The sequence below is a fragment of the Terriglobales bacterium genome, assembly GCA_035567895.1.
Lineage (GTDB): Bacteria > Acidobacteriota > Terriglobia > Terriglobales > Acidobacteriaceae > Gp1-AA112.
Map to the genome: position 1 here is coordinate 36,648 of DATMPC010000084.1, position 14,836 is coordinate 51,483.

The window sequence follows — 14,836 nt, forward strand, 5'->3', positions numbered from 1 at the left end:
TTCATGCGGGGACGAGAAAAATATAACTCGCATGAGAATTTGTCTTGACTACCTTCGAAAGTCCATGATAGCGTCCCGATCTGTTTCGGAAACGTTTGCAATAGCAAACGTTTCCATGGGGGTGGGCTATGCACCTAGCCTACACAGTAGGGGCGATCTTCGCTCTGAGTCTCGCCGGTTTCGCACAAACGGTTGGTCAAGTCACAGGCGTAGTAACCGATCCCAGCGGCAGCATCGTCGTGGGGGCCACCGTTACCATCACCAACTCGCAGACGAATGTCTCGCGCACGACGACTACGAACGGCGCTGGGAACTACGCGTTTCCCGCGCTCCAGCCGGGCGTCTACAACGTAAAAGCGGAGATGCACGGCTTTCAGCGCGAAGCTCGCGAGGTGGAACTGCAGGTAGAGCAGATTGCGCGCATCGACTTTCACCTGCAAGTCGGCGCAGTCACCGAAATCGTGGACGTCGCCAGCGGAGCACTACTCCTGAATACTGAGAGTGCCACTGTGGGAACAGTGATCGACAATAAGCGCATTGTCGAGCTGCCTCTCAACGGCCGCAGCTTCACCCAGCTTATCGCCCTGAGCCCCAACGTCGCCGCCAACTTCGTCAACAACGGAGGTCAGGCCGCCACTCGGCAGGGTGGCGATCGAGCTGCCCAGGAAATCTCTGTCGGTGGGTCGCGCCGCGAATACATGAACTTTACGCTCGACGGCGTGCAAAATACCGATCCCAACTTCAACACGTATGCCTTGCTTCCCTCGATTGATGCCTTACAGGAATTCAAAGTGGCGACTGGCGTTTACCCCGCCGAATTTGGGCATCTGGCCGCTCAGGTTAATGTGTCGACTTCCAGCGGAACTAACGAATACCACGGCACGGTGTTCGATTTCGTGCGCAATAACGCCTTTGACGCGCGACCCTATGGATTCACTTCCGTCGTGCCGGTTTCCGCGCCACTCAAGTGGAACCAGTACGGTTTCACTCTGGGCGGACCTGTATGGATTCCCAAGGTCTTCAACGGGAAGAACCGGCTGTTCTTCCTGTCTAACTATGAAGGTTTCAAGCTGCGACAGCAGACCCAAACGGTTTACACGACATTCCCAACCGCATTTCGAACCGGAGACTTCTCCTCGGCTCTGCCGGCACACGTGATCACCGATCCGCAGACCGGAAAGCCGTTTCCCAATAACGTAATCCCGAGCAATCGCCTGGATCCCTTCGCGATCAAGCTGCTGCAGTACTATCCAGCACCGAACATTGCAGGCGCAGGCCTTTCCAATAACTATCTCGCGCTGGACAACATCACGGAAGACAAAGACCAGTTCACCCAGCGCGTGGATTTTGTGCAGGGCGCAAAGTCGAGTTGGTTTGGCCGCTATAGCATGCAGCATGAACGCGGCATCATCCCCGCCTTGGACCAGAACGGGATGAGTCTTGCCACCGATGCCAAGCAGGCGATGATCAACAACACGTTGATTCTGTCGTCGAGCCTGGTAAACGAATTTCGTTTCGGGTACCTGGGGTTCTTCAATAACTTTGCGCCGGAGCTGGCAAACAAGACGGACGTGGTCAAGCAGTTGGGTCTTCCCGGACTCCTGAGCGACCCGGCGCCCCCAGCATGGGGCATTCCGCAAATCAACCTCTCGGATGGATTTAGCGGCTTTGGCAATAATGCGGACGGTCCTTACACGACCTGGGATCACATCTTCCAGTGGGTGGACAATGTTTCGTGGACCCACGGGAACCACTCGTTCAAGCTCGGCGCCGACATTAACCGCACACGTTTCAACGTGACCGGAAACCAATATGCCCGCGGCCTATATGGCATCCAGAATCAGGCCACCGGGTATGCCCCTTCCGACTTCATGCTCGGTTACGTCCACGATACTTCGGACGCCGCAGCCCTTGCGATCGCCCAGTTTCGTCAGACCGGCCAAGCCTATTACTTCCAGGATAGCTGGAAGGTCCGGTCCAACATCACCATCAGCTACGGCTTGCGCTACGAATATGTGCCGGCCTTCAGTGACAAAGCCCCTCTGGTCAATATCTTTGTTCCTGACGGCGCACTCTTCACGCAGACTCCCAACGCCCCGGCGGCCACGCATCCGTGCTTCGTCCGTTCTGGAACCGGCGATTTCTATGCCGGCACTCCGATTCGCTTTGGTCCGGGCATTTGTACCGCACGCGACGGACGTTTGGGCTCAAATCTGGTCCAGTCGGATCCCAAGAACTTCGCTCCCCGTTTGGGAATTGCCTGGAGCCCTACCGCCAACTGGACGGTCCGCGTCGGCGCAGGCATCTTCTACTCGCAAGACACAGGCAATCCAGTTTTCGACATGGCGCGCAATCTTTCTGGCCGCGTAATCGACAACGCTAACATCACAACTCACGACCTCACGTTTGAAAATCCCTTCACCACTTCGTCGAACGTGTGCGGCGTCCCCGTGCCTCCGTACGTCTGCATTACTTCCCCCTTTGTGCTAGGGAATGACTACCACCGGCGAACGCCGTACGTGGAACAGTACGAGCTGAATATCCAGCGGCAGTTGGGCAAGAACACTGCTCTCGAAATCGGCTACCTGGGAACGCAAGGCCATCGGCTGGAACGGATTCAGTACTTCAATCAGCCGACGCCCGGACCCGGATCAACGGCCAGCCGCTCACCGTGGCCGGAGTTTGGTTTTGTGCAAGAAGTCATTGGCCTGGTGAACTCCAACTACAACTCGCTCGCCCTGAAGCTCACGCGACGCATGTCTAACGGCTTTACTTATCTGCTTGGCTACACCTTCTCGAAGTCAATCGACGACGGCAGCGGCGAGCGCATCATCGGCACCGACAACATCGATGCCCAGAATGAGTACTGCATAAAGTGCGAGCGCGCGCTCTCGAGTTTCGATCAGAGGCAGCGTTTTGTAGCTTCGACGCTTTACGAATTGCCGTTCGGAAGAGGCCGCGCGTTCCTGAATCACGGCCTAGCCGGCACTTTCCTCGGCGGGTGGGATCTCGGAATGATTTGGACAATGGCTTCCGGTTCGCCGGTCGACATCTATTCCGGCAAAGATCAGTCCAACACCGGTGTGGGCCAGGACCGGCCGAATGTGGTGCCCGGCCAAACATGGCAGCTCAGCGATCCCACTCCGAAGCAATGGTTTAACGTGCAGGCTTTTGCCCTGCAGCCGCAATACACGTTTGGCAACTTAGGACGAAATGTCGTGATCGGTCCTAAATTGTTCAGCGTCGATTCCACCATCAAGAAAGATTTCAAGTTCACCGAGAGCAGATATGTGCAGTTGCGGCTCGATGCTTTCAATACCTTCAACCATCCCAACTTCGGCGACCCGGGCAATCGGGTGAATGCCAACCAGCTTGATGCAAGCGGTGTACCCATTCCGGGAACGGGCAGCTTCGGTCGGATTACCAGTACCAAAACGGGCGTTGACATGCGCGAGTTGCAGGTCAGCCTCAAAGTCGTCTTCTGATCGACAAACTCCTCCAGCGAGGTGAAATATGCGCGCAGCTTATGTGGTTTCGGCGATATTGGTTCTGAGTCTCGCCGGTTTCGCTCAAACCGCGGGTCAGGTTACTGGTCTGGTCACAGATCCAAGCGGCAGTGTAGTAGTCGGCGCTACGGTAACCATTACCAACTCTCAGACGAATGTCGCACGGACAACCACTACGAACAGTGCCGGCAATTACGCTTTTCCCGCGCTCCAGCCCGGTGTTTATTACGTAAAAGCGGAGTTGACCGGCTTTCGGAGCGAGATTCGCGAAAGGGTGGAACTACAGGTCGAGCAGATTGCGCGCATTGACTTTCGCCTGCAAGTCGGGGCAGTTACCGAAACGGTAGAAGTTTCGGGAGGCGCTCCCTTGCTCACGACCGAGAGCGCAACCGTTGGAACGGTCATCGACAATGACCGCATTGTAGGGCTGCCTCTAAACGGGCGCAGCTTCACCCAGTTGATCGCTCTTACCCCCAACGTTTCCTACAATAGCGTCTCTAATGGAGGCCAAGCCAGCGCTCGCCAAGGCGGCGATCGAACTACGCAGGAAATCTTTGTCGCCGGCGCGCGCCGCGAGTACACGAACTTTACGCTCGACGGTGTGGAAAATACCGATCCCGGCTTCAACACTTACGCATTGCTGCCCTCGATCGATGCCTTACAGGAATTCAAGGTGCAAGCCGGCGTTTACCCCGCGGAATTTGGGCACCTGCAGATTCAGGTAAACGTCTCCACTCTAAGCGGAACCAATCAATTCCACGGCGCGCTGTTCGAGTTCGTGCGCAACGACGCTTTTGACGCACTCCCTTACAACTTCACCTCCAAGCCGTTAACCTCCTCGCCGTTCAAGCAGAACCAATATGGCTATACTCTGGCGGGACCTGTCCGCATTCCCAAGCTCTTCAATGGCCAGGATCGGCTGTTCTTCATGTCCAACTACGAAGGCTTCAGGCTACGGCAGCAAACCCAGACGGTTTACACGACATTCCCAGCCGCATTCCGAACCGGTGACTTCTCCTCAGTCCTGGCAACCCACGTCATCACCGATCCGACGACTGGCCTGCCTTTCCCCGGCAATGTGATTCCCGCGAACCGTCTGGACACGATTGCCAAAGGATTCTTGCAGTATTATCCCGCGCCCAACATCCCGAACGCACCGAACAACGGCCTGTCCAACAATTACCTCGCAAAGGACAAAATCACGGGAAACAAATGGCAGATAACCGAGCGCGTGGACTTTACGCAAAACGCGAAATCAAGTTGGTTTGCCCGTTTTAGCATGCAGGATGAAAGCGGGATCCAGCCGGCTTTAGCTCAGAACGGCATGAGCCTGGTCACCAATGCCAAGCAGACGGCGATCAGTAACACGTTCATTTTCTCGCCGACCATTCTGAACGAATTCCGTGTTGGCTTTCTGAACTTCTACAATAATTTTGCACCCGAACTGGCGGGCATAACGAACGTCAACACTCAGTTGAATCTTCCGGGCCTCTTGAGTAACCCGGCGCCCCCGGCCTGGGGCGTTCCCAACGTCACCCTGGCAGATGGCTTTAGCGGTTTTGGCAACGGCACTGACGGTCCTTACACGACCTCGGATCACATCTTACAGGTGGTGGACAATATTTCCTGGACCCGCGGGAACCACTCGTTCAAGTTCGGCGCCGAGGTTGGCCGCACAGATTTCAACGAAACTGGGAACCAATACGCCCGCGCGCAATATAACTTCTCGAATAAAGCTACCGGATATGGTCCTGCCGACTTCATGCTCGGTTACGTCAACAGTACGGTAGACGCCGTCGCCCTGGCGGTCGCGCGGTTCCGTATGACGAGGCAGTTCTATTACATCCAGGATAGCTGGAAGATCCGGCCAAACATCACCATCAGCTACGGAATGCGCTACGAATATGTGCCGGCCTGGAGTGACAGAGTGCCTCTGGTCAATGTTTGGTTTCCCAACAACAATTACAACCTCCAAGGCGACCCCAAGGGTCTCAATCCACAGCCGGTGGAGACGCGGCCCTGCATTATCGAAAACGGAAGCGGCACTTTTAATGGTGGCAATGTTGTTTTTCCGACGGTCGCTCAGGGGGGCGTTTGTACCGCTCGCGATGGGCGGCTGGGTCCCAATCTCGTCGAGTCGGATAAGACGAATTTTGCTCCGCGCTTTGGGGTTGCGTGGAGTCCCACAAACAACTGGACGATCCGCATGGGCGCCGGCATTTTCTACACACAAGACACCGGTAATCCCGTATTCGATATGGCGCGCAGTCTTTCCGGAAAACTTCAGGTTACCCAGACCAATAACAACCTCACCTTCGAAAACCCCTTCGGCTCCAATGGGGTGGCGAACGTCTGTGGTGTCTCCGCTCCGCTGGTGTGTGTCCCTACACCCACTCTTGTCAGTACCTTTTACCGCCGCCAGACGCCCTCTGTGGAAGAGTATGAAATGAATATCCAACGGCAGTTTGGCAGCAACATGGCCCTCGAAGTTGGTTACCTGGGAACGCAAGGTCATCACCTGCCGCGTTATGTATATTTCAACGCCGCAGCGCCCGGACCGGGCTCCCAACTCAGCCGCGAAGCGTGGCCGAACTTCAACAACACCGTGGAGAACATTGGTAATGTGAACTCCAACTACAACGCGTTCTCCGGTAAACTCACGCGGCGCATGTCCAGCGGCCTTACCTTCCTGCTCGGCTATACGTACTCGAAGTCGATCGACGACGGCAGCGGGCTGCGCACGCTCGGCACCGATCAGATCGGCGCTCAGAATTCGTATTGCCTTGCGTGCGAGCGTGGCCTGTCGATCTTCGACCAGAAACACCGCTTTGTGGCTTCAGCTCTTTACCAATTGCCGTTCGGAAAAGGCCGCTCGTACATGAATCAGGGAGTAGCCGGCACCCTCATCGGCGGGTGGGATCTCGGGATGATCTTTTCCACGGCCTCCGGTTCCCCTGTCAACATCGCGGACGGCATATGTCAATCCAATATCGGCGCCAGCTGCATGGATCGGCCGAATGTGGTGCCCGGCGCGTCAGCGCAGCTCAGCAATCCCAATAAATTGGAGTGGTTTAATGTGCAAGCCTTTGCTCTGCAACCGCAGTACACGTTCGGAAACTCGGGACGGAACACGGTGATCGGCCCGCGATTGTTCAGTATCGATACCACCCTCGAGAAGAATTTTAGATTCACCGAACGACTGAACCTGCAGTTGCGGCTCGATGCTTTCAATCTCTTAAACCATCCCAACTTTGGCAGCCCGGGCAATAGCCTGACTGCCAACCATCTGGATGCCAATGGTGTGCCCATTCCGGGAAGCGGCGGCTTCGGCACGATTACCAGCCTCAACCCCAACGTAAGCATGCGACAGTTGCAGCTTGGCGCAAAGATCGTCTTCTGACAGACATGCTATTGTCGCGGCCCCGGCTTATGACGAGAATGACGAGAAGATCGCTGGCGTCCTCATTATTGATGTTGCCGGCAGGGTGGGCATGGCAGGCACGAGCCCAGACATCGGCGACTCAGCCGCCGGCCGCGGACGAGCTGACGACCATTGACGGTGACGGGACTGCGCACGTCAAGCGCGCGGTTCCCATCCCCAAGACCATCTCGCCCGAGGCTTATGCCCTGATGGCACGCGGGAAGCGATGGACGCCGGAAACGGGAACGAAAGAAGCAGCCGACTTCGACGAGAAATTGCATGCTACTTATCCGGTTGACATCACTGAGACAACGTTGGCCGGAGTGGCGTGCAAGATGGTTGTCCCGAAACAGGCTGCGGCGAATAAGCAGAACCGCGTTCTAATCTGTCTGCATGGCGGAGGGTTTACCTCCGATTCCGGTTCGACGCTCGAAGGCACTACCATCGCGGCGCTGACCGGCACTAAGGTGTTCGCGGTCGAGTATCGGCTGGCGCCACAGAATCCGTTTCCCGCGGCTGTGGACGACGCGGTAGCGGTATACAAGTACCTTCTCAAGCAGTATGTGCCAAAGAAGATCGGCGTATATGGTACGTCCGCGGGAGCCGTGCTAGCGGCTCAGATGGCGGTTGAGTCACGCAAGCTCGGCCTTCCTCTACCTGCCGTTTTGGGCTTCTTCTCCGGGTATGTCGATCTCGCGCGCTATGGAGACTCGAGGTTTCTTTACGGCACAAACGGATTCACTAACTTCAGCTCGATGCTTCCTGCCCTGAAGGGGCTGGGAATGATCCCATACGTCGGCAGCCATGATCGCCAGGATCCTGTGCTTTCGCCGATGTACGCAGACTTGAAAGGTTTCCCGCCGACGCTTTGCATGACTTCGACGCGCGATCACTGTCTCAGTGGCACCGTCGATTTTCATCGAGCGCTGTTGCGGGCGGGCGTGGACGCACGTTTGCTGGTCTTTGACGCCATGCCGCACGCCTTCTGGTATCTGTTTGACTTGCCGGAATCCAAGGAGGCGCTTGAGGCACAGGCTACTTTCCTGGATCGTCATCTAGCCTGACAAATATTGACCAAATGAAAGGTTCCTATGATTCAAACGATAGAAGCGATGCTGAACAAGTTCGAGTCCGGCAAAATGAGCCGCCGCCAACTCGTCCTCTCGCTGGCGACACTGGCGGTTGCCGCAAAGGCGCGGGCGCAGGAGAAACCCAGCCGTGCTGTAAGCATCAACCACATCACCGTGAAAGTTCCCGACCTGCACCGCACCTCAAACTTTTACCAGGAATTCTTCGGAATGCCCCTGAAGCAGCACTCGGCAAAAACCCACATCCTGGGAGTGGGCGACGCTTGCTTCTTTGGCATCGAGCAAGGCGACAGTCAGGCGAGAGTCGATCACTACGATTTCGGAATTGCGGGCTTCGACGCCGACGACGTGCGTGCGAAATTAACCAAGCTCAATTTGAAATTCGATAGCGGTAATTCGAAGGAATCGTTCAAGTTTTTTGACCCGGACGGCTTCCACGTTCAAGTGAACGCACCGGACTACGTCGGTCATGTGAGCTGACCGTCGTCTCTGCGCGTCTGGTCCACAAGAAAAACCCATGCGTCGAGAGAGAGAATCCAAGTCCGCTCCGGTTGGGGTGGTCACCAAAGTATTGCGAATCTTGGAAATGCTGCACGATTCCCCGGCAGGTCTGCAATTGAGGGAGGTCGCGGAGAAGACCGCGATTAACAAGAGCACGGCCTACCGTGTCCTGGCTCATCTGGAGCACGAAGGGTACGTGTTTCGCGACTCTGCCGGCGCGTATGCGATTGGGGTGCGACTGGCGCGTCTTGGATCGGGAGCGTCATACCAGACGACAATGCGCAAGATCAGCCGGCCGGTGCTGGAGGAGTTGGCGCGCATAACCGGCGAGACTGTCAGTCTTGCGGTTTTGGAAGGCCGCGACGTTCTTTATTTGGACGTGATGGAGAGCGCGCACACGTTTCGTCAGGTGTCCCAGATTGGGATGCGCCATCCGCTCTATTGCACCGCGTTGGGCAAGGCGATGCTTGCTTTCTATCCTGAGCAAGAGCAGAAATATCTGATTTCGGGAATCGACTTCGAACGTTTTACTCCACATACGATCACACGCGCCGCGAACCTGCGAAAGGAGCTGACGCTGATCCGGCAGCGTGGATACTCCCTAGACAATGAGGAGGTATATCTCGGCTCGCGCTGCATCGGCGCTCCCATTCTGGATGCGTCCGACCGGGTCATTGCGGCGCTCAGCGTATCAGGACCGACAACGCGCGTCACGCGAGACAGAATTCCGACCTTTGCAGCGGCGGCCCGGCAAGCGGCTGCGGAAGTCTCAACGAATCTAGCGGCTAACAGCAAAGGGTTTGAGACACGCTCTGGGCGGCACGGGGCAGCCCGTAAGGACGCAGCAGTTCCGAGCGTTGCAAACAACGATCAACTCAGCTCGATGATGCCATGAATTTATTCGCTCGCCCCAGGCTGCTAAGTACAGCTTGAGGCCATGCGTTCGGTAAAACCACCCGGCGGCGAGACGATTGAGTGAGAGAATTAATGCCGATTCAGGACTTCATTCTGACGGCGATGCCGTCCACGGGCACGAGACTGCCTTCAGCATCGAATCTCATCTCTGACTCTGAGCCTAAAGCAACCACATCAGTCCGCTTGCTGAGTTCATTCGCATATGCAGTCGAGACGCGCATGACCTCCAGCGAGAGCGTGTCGCGTATCTGCACGACGCGCGCGGAAGCCGGATTTTCCAGAGCCAGCGACTGCAGAGCCTGCTCGACAACCTCGCGGTCGGTATTGAAGTGAATCGGTATTTTTACCGTCTGTGGAGTGAGCGCGGTGAGCGCGTTCACATACGTAGTCTTCAAGTCGATGCTCGCGACCGTGCCTGTCGTCGTGAAGTCGGCCATGCCTATGCCGACGGCGTTGCCTGACGATGCTGCCGTCAGTCCGCGTACAAAGATGCGCGAGATGTTCGGAGAAACACCGGGCTGAGGTACCAGCGATGATGTGTATCCGCGAACCGCTCGACCAATCACGTTGGGATCCATGCCCGCGCCGCTGATGTTCTTCCCCATTTGGTCGACGATAAGCAGGTCGATCTCGGCGAAGGGCAGCCTCGGCATGAGCTCGCGAGCTCGGACCAGAAGCCTGGCCTCTTCTACCTCGAGCGTGTCAGGCGTGAGGAGCGCCAGGTCGGCCGTATCGTGAAACTGGTTTTCCAAAATCGCCAGTCCGCCGAGGATTGGTGCCCGATTGAGCACGAGCCCCGCAACTTGACGCAGTACGCGCTCATATCCGAGCCGACTGGAGGCAGCGTGGCAGGCGGCGGCTCCCGCTTGTTTCCCGAATCCGATCGCCAGCATCTTCAATAGGCCGCTGCCAAGGTCGGCGTGAAAATCGGTGTGGGGCTTGACGCGGTTGATGGGAAAGATCCAGTTGGCCTTCAGCGCCGCTGCGCTGAAGTTGACGGGAATGGCATCGGCGGTGGTGGTGCCGATACAGACGGTCTCCATCGTGGTCTCAAAGGGAACGCCCATGCTCGCCGGTGTGATCCCGTACGTTTCGAGGATGTGTGCCTGGCCTTCCGGCGTCGCTCCCCCGTGGCTTCCCATTGCAGGAACGATGAACGGAGATGCTCCGCGAGCGTGCAACTCGCGAAGAACTGCAGCGACGATCTGCTTGAGATTGGAGATGCCTCGGCTGCCCACACCTACTGCAACGCGTTTGCCGTCAAGCGGGCGGTTGAAATCCTTCTTTTGAAATTCGCGCTTGACGACCTCGTCGATCGCGAGCGGAGTGGAACGAGGAAAGTTCTGGCGAACGTCGAGCAGGCGAGGGAATTGCATGCTGTCTAGTGTAGTAAAGGCGCGCAGCAACGATAAAAACGCGACCCAGATGACGGTGGTTGCACGCATGCGCGCGGATTCACACGGAGCTGTCTGAGGGCGTTCGTGCTTTCAGCTCGCCAACGACCACTGCGTAGCCGAGGATGCCCACGATGAGCACGATTGCCCCAACGGTGAATCCAGGCACATACGAGCCGCTCGACTTGATCAGCAGGCCTACGGCTAGCGGTGCGATGACTCCGGCGAGATTGCCGGTGAAGTTCTCCACTCCCGTCCAGATGCCAACATGCTCGGGCGGTGCGCAGCATTGGAGGATAACGATCAAGTTGCCGGTCGCCAGTCCCGCCAGGCATGCTCCCATCAGCAGCGCAATTGCTATCCGTGTATCACTCGCCCGCATGGCTGCGATCAGGAAAAAGCCGCACAGGAAAGCCACGGTCACGATTCCCTTGCGCGTACGTGTTTCGCTCCATCCGTGCTCGATCAAGCGGTCGGCGATCAGTCCTCCGATGGGCTCGCTTAGGCCGAAGGTGAGGAAGGCGGCAGAGGCATAGAATCCGGCGCTTACGATGCTGAGATGGCGCACTGTCACCAGATAGTCGGGCAGCCACGTAACCAGGACGTACCAGTAGTAATCAAAGCAAAAAAAGCCAAAGCAGATGCCGATCAGATTGCGGTCTGTCAAAGCGCTGCGAACGTGTTGAGCAACAGTCCGTTTTGCGAGAACGGCGCCGGTGTTGGCTCGCAATTTGCGAGGAAAGACAAGAAACCACGGCACGAGCCAAAGGAGCGCGGCGAATCCCACAATGAGAAAGCTGCTGCGCCATCCTTGGCGCACCAGCAGCCAGGGAATAAACAGTCCGCCGAAGACGAGGCCCATGCGCGTGCCGCAGTTGAAGAGTCCCGACGGCAGCCCTCTTTCTCTGGTCGAAAACAGCAGGCTGACGATCTTCGTTCCGCCGGGAAGATAGATCGATTCGCCAATTCCCAGAATGATGCGAAAGAAGATCAGCATGGCGAGGCTGGTCGCGAGTCCCGTCACGCCTTGTGCAATCGACCAGACCGCGAAAGCGCCCGCATACAACCAGTACAAATTGAAGCGGTCGCTAGCCCACCCGATCGGAATCTGCAGCAGCGCGTATGACCAGAAGAAAGAAGAGAGCAGCAGTCCCTTCGTTGCCGGCAGCAGATGCAGGTCGCGGGAAATCGACGGCAGCGCAAACGAGATCGCCGCGCGATCGAGATAGTTGATCAGCGAGGCTACGAACAGCAGACCGACAATCGTCCAGCGGCGCTGGTTCGACACCTCGATTTGGGCGAAGTTGGAAGTGGAGGTCTGGGCGACAGTGCCGGTTGTCAGATTCAACGAAGAACTCCGGGTGCGTAAGGATACCGCATCATTGTTCGTGTCCGGGGCCGGCTAAGACATATCACGCCAGCGCGCTGTCAGCATGGCTGCTCCTGAAGATATACATTGCAGAGGCTTTTGGGAGAGTCCTCCTCGCTTGGTTTTTCATTCTGTAACTCCCTCCCTCCGCCACGGCTCACACAAACGTACAATCGAAACTCGTGTTTATCCCAAACAGGACTCTTTATGCCTCGAATCAGCTCGATTTCAGTCTCTACAGTCCGCATTCCCCTCGATCGTGTTACCTCATTTGCCACGCGCACGGTGAAGGCCCGCGATTACTGCTTGGTGAAGGTCCGTACCAAGGAGGGAATTGAGGGAATCGGATTCTGCTACGTTGGCACTGCCGGTGCCAACATTGCGAAGCTCGCCGTCCAAGAACTTCTGGCTCCGATGTTGCTTGGACGAGACAGCGATGGCGTCGAGGGTCTCTGGGACGAGATGTATCGCGAAGTCATACTTCACGGGCGTGTCGGCACAGTGATGCGCGCTCTCAGCATTCTCGATGTGGCGATGTGGGACTTGAATGCGCGTGCTGCCGAGCTGCCTCTGTATCGATATCTCGGCTGTTGGTCGCTCGACAAAGTTCCGGCTTACGCCAGCGGCGGATACTATCTCGAAGGCAAGACTCCTAAACATCTCGGTAAAGAGGTCGAGGGATGGGTGCGACAAGGCTTCCGCGCAGTCAAGATCAAAGTGGGACGCCTCACGCCTGCCGAGGAAGAAGAGCGCGTCCGCGCTGCGCGCGATGCGGCCGGTCCCGACGTCCATCTCATGATGGACATCAACAACGGGTGGGCCGATCTTCCCACCGCACTGATCTATTGCCGCCGTTTCGAGAAGTACAACCCCTACTGGGTGGAAGAGCCGTTCAGCCCAGATGACATCGATAACCACGCCAAGCTCGCTGCCGCTACCAGTATTCCCGTCGCGACGGGCGAGATCGAGGCGGGACGATGGCGCTTCAAGGAGATCCTCGAGAAGCGCGCAGCCGAGATCCTGCAGGCGGACGCTGCTGTGTGCGGCGGAATTTCAGAGTGGCGTCGCATCGCGCAGACCGCCGCCAGTTACGGCGTGACGATCTGCCCCCATTGGTTCCATGATCTGCACGTTCATCTGGTTGCGTCTGCCCCGAACGCGCGCTATGTAGAGTTCTTCCCCGACGATCAGGTTCTGAATTTCAGGCGCCTAGTGAATCGGCAGCTCGAAATCAAGAATGGTGACCTGCTATTGCCATCGGGACCAGGGCTGGGCTTTGAATTTGATGAACGCGCAGTGAAGAAGTACGCATTGGATCCACGTGAGGTTTGGAGCGAGTGCAACTAGATACAGTATGGTGCGAGATGGGATCGGCCATTCGCTGCGGATCTACTGCATTTAGCAGCTCAGGAAAATGGATTTATGCATTTCTGTGAGCGCGCGAGAGCCAGGCGCGGCACTAGTGGTGCGGGCGTGTACCCCCGAGGAACCAGCGGCAGCGGTCACCAATGCCATCGGAGCAGACGGGTGCTGGCTCGATCCCATACTCTGGGAATCAATTCCCGCCGGCCAGAACGGTACCGTCACTGCAAGGTATCATCGTGCTCTCGATGCGCGGAAGGACTTCCAGCCGAGTCGCCGGCCAATCACGTACATCGAAAACCACGATCACTCGACCATCACTGAACAATGCGGCGGCCGAAATGTGTGGTGGAAGACCCAGCCGCTTGCGATAGCACTGCTCTCAATGTGCGGCGCACCATTGCTTCATAATCGCCAGGAGTTCGGCGAGCAATATTGGTTTCCGGAAGACGGCAATCAACGGGTGATGCCGCGCCCACTGCGCTGGGAGCGCAGCACAGACGCAACTGGTGTTGCTTTGCGCAATTTTTACCGCCAGCTCATCGCCATACGAAAAGCTCATCCGGCGGTGCGCTCGCAGAACGTCTTTCCTTCTAACGACGGCTCACAGCAATTCAATTCTTCCGGATATGGAATCGACTCCTCGCGAGGTTTGACGATCTGCCATCGCTGGGCAGATGTAGGTAATGGCCAAACAGAGCGATTGCACAGCGCCTTGATTTGGTCGAGTGATACTCGCTATCGAGCTTGATTAGCGTTGCTATCTGATCTCTGGTCAAACCCAGGTCTTGCTGGCCAACAACCGCTGTCCAGTAGGCAGGTTCATCGATATCACCCCGGTCGTAGGGCGGCCGTAGATCTTGTATGGCGCTACGTTTGGGCAGTATCATGCATAACTCGGAGAATACACGTAGATACGTGCGTGAAAAAGTATATTCGTGCAAACTGCACAGAATGAAACCAGAAGCTGAAGCAGGCCAAATCGCCCTAAAGGAAGAGCGCCACCAGTACATCCTGGAGCTGCTTGGCAGTGAGGGCCGAGTCCTCGCTGCGGACCTTAGCAGTCGATACAGCGTCTCTGAAGACACGATTCGTCGAGATCTGCGCGAATTGGCGAGTTCGGGAAAGATCCAACGGGTACACGGCGGCGCCCTGCCTCGCCGTGCCGAAGCCGTTCCTTTCGTGTCTCGCCAACAAATCGACATGGAGAGCAAGATCGGAATTGCTCGAGCGGCGGCTGACATGATCCGCGACGGTCAGGTGGTGCTGATTGATGGAGG

At 56.9% G+C, this 14,836-nt stretch carries 10 protein-coding genes; 8 read left to right on the forward strand and 2 right to left on the reverse strand.

Annotation, left to right across the window (positions count from 1 at the left end):
- The first annotated feature begins 128 nt into the window (after positions 1-128).
- The 5 genes from VNX88_17035 to VNX88_17055 are packed head-to-tail and all read left to right on the forward strand — an operon-like array spanning position 129 to position 9,411.
- Positions 129-3,485, forward strand: a complete 3,357-nt coding sequence (locus tag VNX88_17035; GenBank protein ID HWY70376.1) for a carboxypeptidase-like regulatory domain-containing protein — start codon at positions 129-131, stop codon at positions 3,483-3,485.
- A gap of 28 nt (positions 3,486-3,513) precedes the next feature.
- Positions 3,514-6,906 carry a carboxypeptidase-like regulatory domain-containing protein gene (locus VNX88_17040; protein ID HWY70377.1) on the forward strand — a complete coding sequence of 1,131 codons (3,393 nt, stop codon included), beginning with the start codon at positions 3,514-3,516 and terminating at the stop codon, positions 6,904-6,906.
- A 38-nt stretch (positions 6,907-6,944) separates the two neighbouring features.
- Positions 6,945-7,991, forward strand: a complete 1,047-nt coding sequence (locus tag VNX88_17045) for an alpha/beta hydrolase (GenBank protein ID HWY70378.1) — start codon at positions 6,945-6,947, stop codon at positions 7,989-7,991.
- Between the two features lie 27 nt (positions 7,992-8,018).
- Positions 8,019-8,495 (forward strand): VOC family protein, encoded by a 477-nt coding sequence (locus VNX88_17050; protein HWY70379.1) that lies wholly within the window; start codon positions 8,019-8,021, stop codon positions 8,493-8,495.
- Between the two features lie 37 nt (positions 8,496-8,532).
- Positions 8,533-9,411 carry an IclR family transcriptional regulator gene (locus VNX88_17055; protein ID HWY70380.1) on the forward strand — a complete coding sequence of 293 codons (879 nt, stop codon included), beginning with the start codon at positions 8,533-8,535 and terminating at the stop codon, positions 9,409-9,411.
- 100 nt (positions 9,412-9,511) lie between these two features.
- On the opposite strand, the gene VNX88_17060 is transcribed toward VNX88_17055, so the two are convergent.
- Together VNX88_17060 and VNX88_17065 are read right to left on the reverse strand one after the other, a co-directional pair.
- The gene (locus tag VNX88_17060; protein ID HWY70381.1) at positions 9,512-10,876 is read right to left on the reverse strand and encodes a hypothetical protein; all 1,365 of its coding nucleotides are present in this window, start codon (positions 10,874-10,876) and stop codon (positions 9,512-9,514) included.
- A gap of 10 nt (positions 10,877-10,886) precedes the next feature.
- On the reverse strand, positions 10,887-12,173 hold the full coding sequence (locus VNX88_17065) for an MFS transporter (protein HWY70382.1): 1,287 nt from the start codon (positions 12,171-12,173) through the stop codon (positions 10,887-10,889).
- Between the two features lie 228 nt (positions 12,174-12,401).
- Between VNX88_17065 and VNX88_17070 the strand changes: the two genes are divergently transcribed.
- The 3 genes from VNX88_17070 to VNX88_17080 form a co-directional block, all read left to right on the forward strand.
- Positions 12,402-13,541: a mandelate racemase/muconate lactonizing enzyme family protein gene (locus tag VNX88_17070; GenBank protein ID HWY70383.1), complete on the forward strand. Its 1,140-nt coding sequence runs from the start codon at positions 12,402-12,404 to the stop codon at positions 13,539-13,541.
- Between the two features lie 67 nt (positions 13,542-13,608).
- Positions 13,609-14,307 carry a hypothetical protein gene (locus VNX88_17075; protein HWY70384.1) on the forward strand — a complete coding sequence of 233 codons (699 nt, stop codon included), beginning with the start codon at positions 13,609-13,611 and terminating at the stop codon, positions 14,305-14,307.
- Positions 14,308-14,510: 203 nt separating this feature from the next.
- A partial coding sequence (locus VNX88_17080) for a DeoR/GlpR family DNA-binding transcription regulator (GenBank protein HWY70385.1) occupies positions 14,511-14,836 on the forward strand: 326 nt, incomplete at its 3' end.

What these genes read in the sequence shown, in the direction of transcription:
- VNX88_17035 (HWY70376.1), top strand. Translation starts at nt 129, where the DNA reads ATGCACCTAGCCTACACAGTAGGGGCGATCTTCGCTCTGAGTCTCGCC.
- VNX88_17040 (HWY70377.1), top strand. Translation starts at nt 3,514, where the DNA reads ATGCGCGCAGCTTATGTGGTTTCGGCGATATTGGTTCTGAGTCTCGCC.
- VNX88_17045 (HWY70378.1), top strand. Translation starts at nt 6,945, where the DNA reads ATGACGAGAAGATCGCTGGCGTCCTCATTATTGATGTTGCCGGCAGGG.
- VNX88_17050 (HWY70379.1), top strand. Translation starts at nt 8,019, where the DNA reads ATGATTCAAACGATAGAAGCGATGCTGAACAAGTTCGAGTCCGGCAAA.
- VNX88_17055 (HWY70380.1), top strand. Translation starts at nt 8,533, where the DNA reads ATGCGTCGAGAGAGAGAATCCAAGTCCGCTCCGGTTGGGGTGGTCACC.
- VNX88_17060 (HWY70381.1), bottom strand. Translation starts at nt 10,876, where the DNA reads ATGCGTGCAACCACCGTCATCTGGGTCGCGTTTTTATCGTTGCTGCGC.
- VNX88_17070 (HWY70383.1), top strand. Translation starts at nt 12,402, where the DNA reads ATGCCTCGAATCAGCTCGATTTCAGTCTCTACAGTCCGCATTCCCCTC.
- VNX88_17075 (HWY70384.1), top strand. Translation starts at nt 13,609, where the DNA reads ATGGATTTATGCATTTCTGTGAGCGCGCGAGAGCCAGGCGCGGCACTA.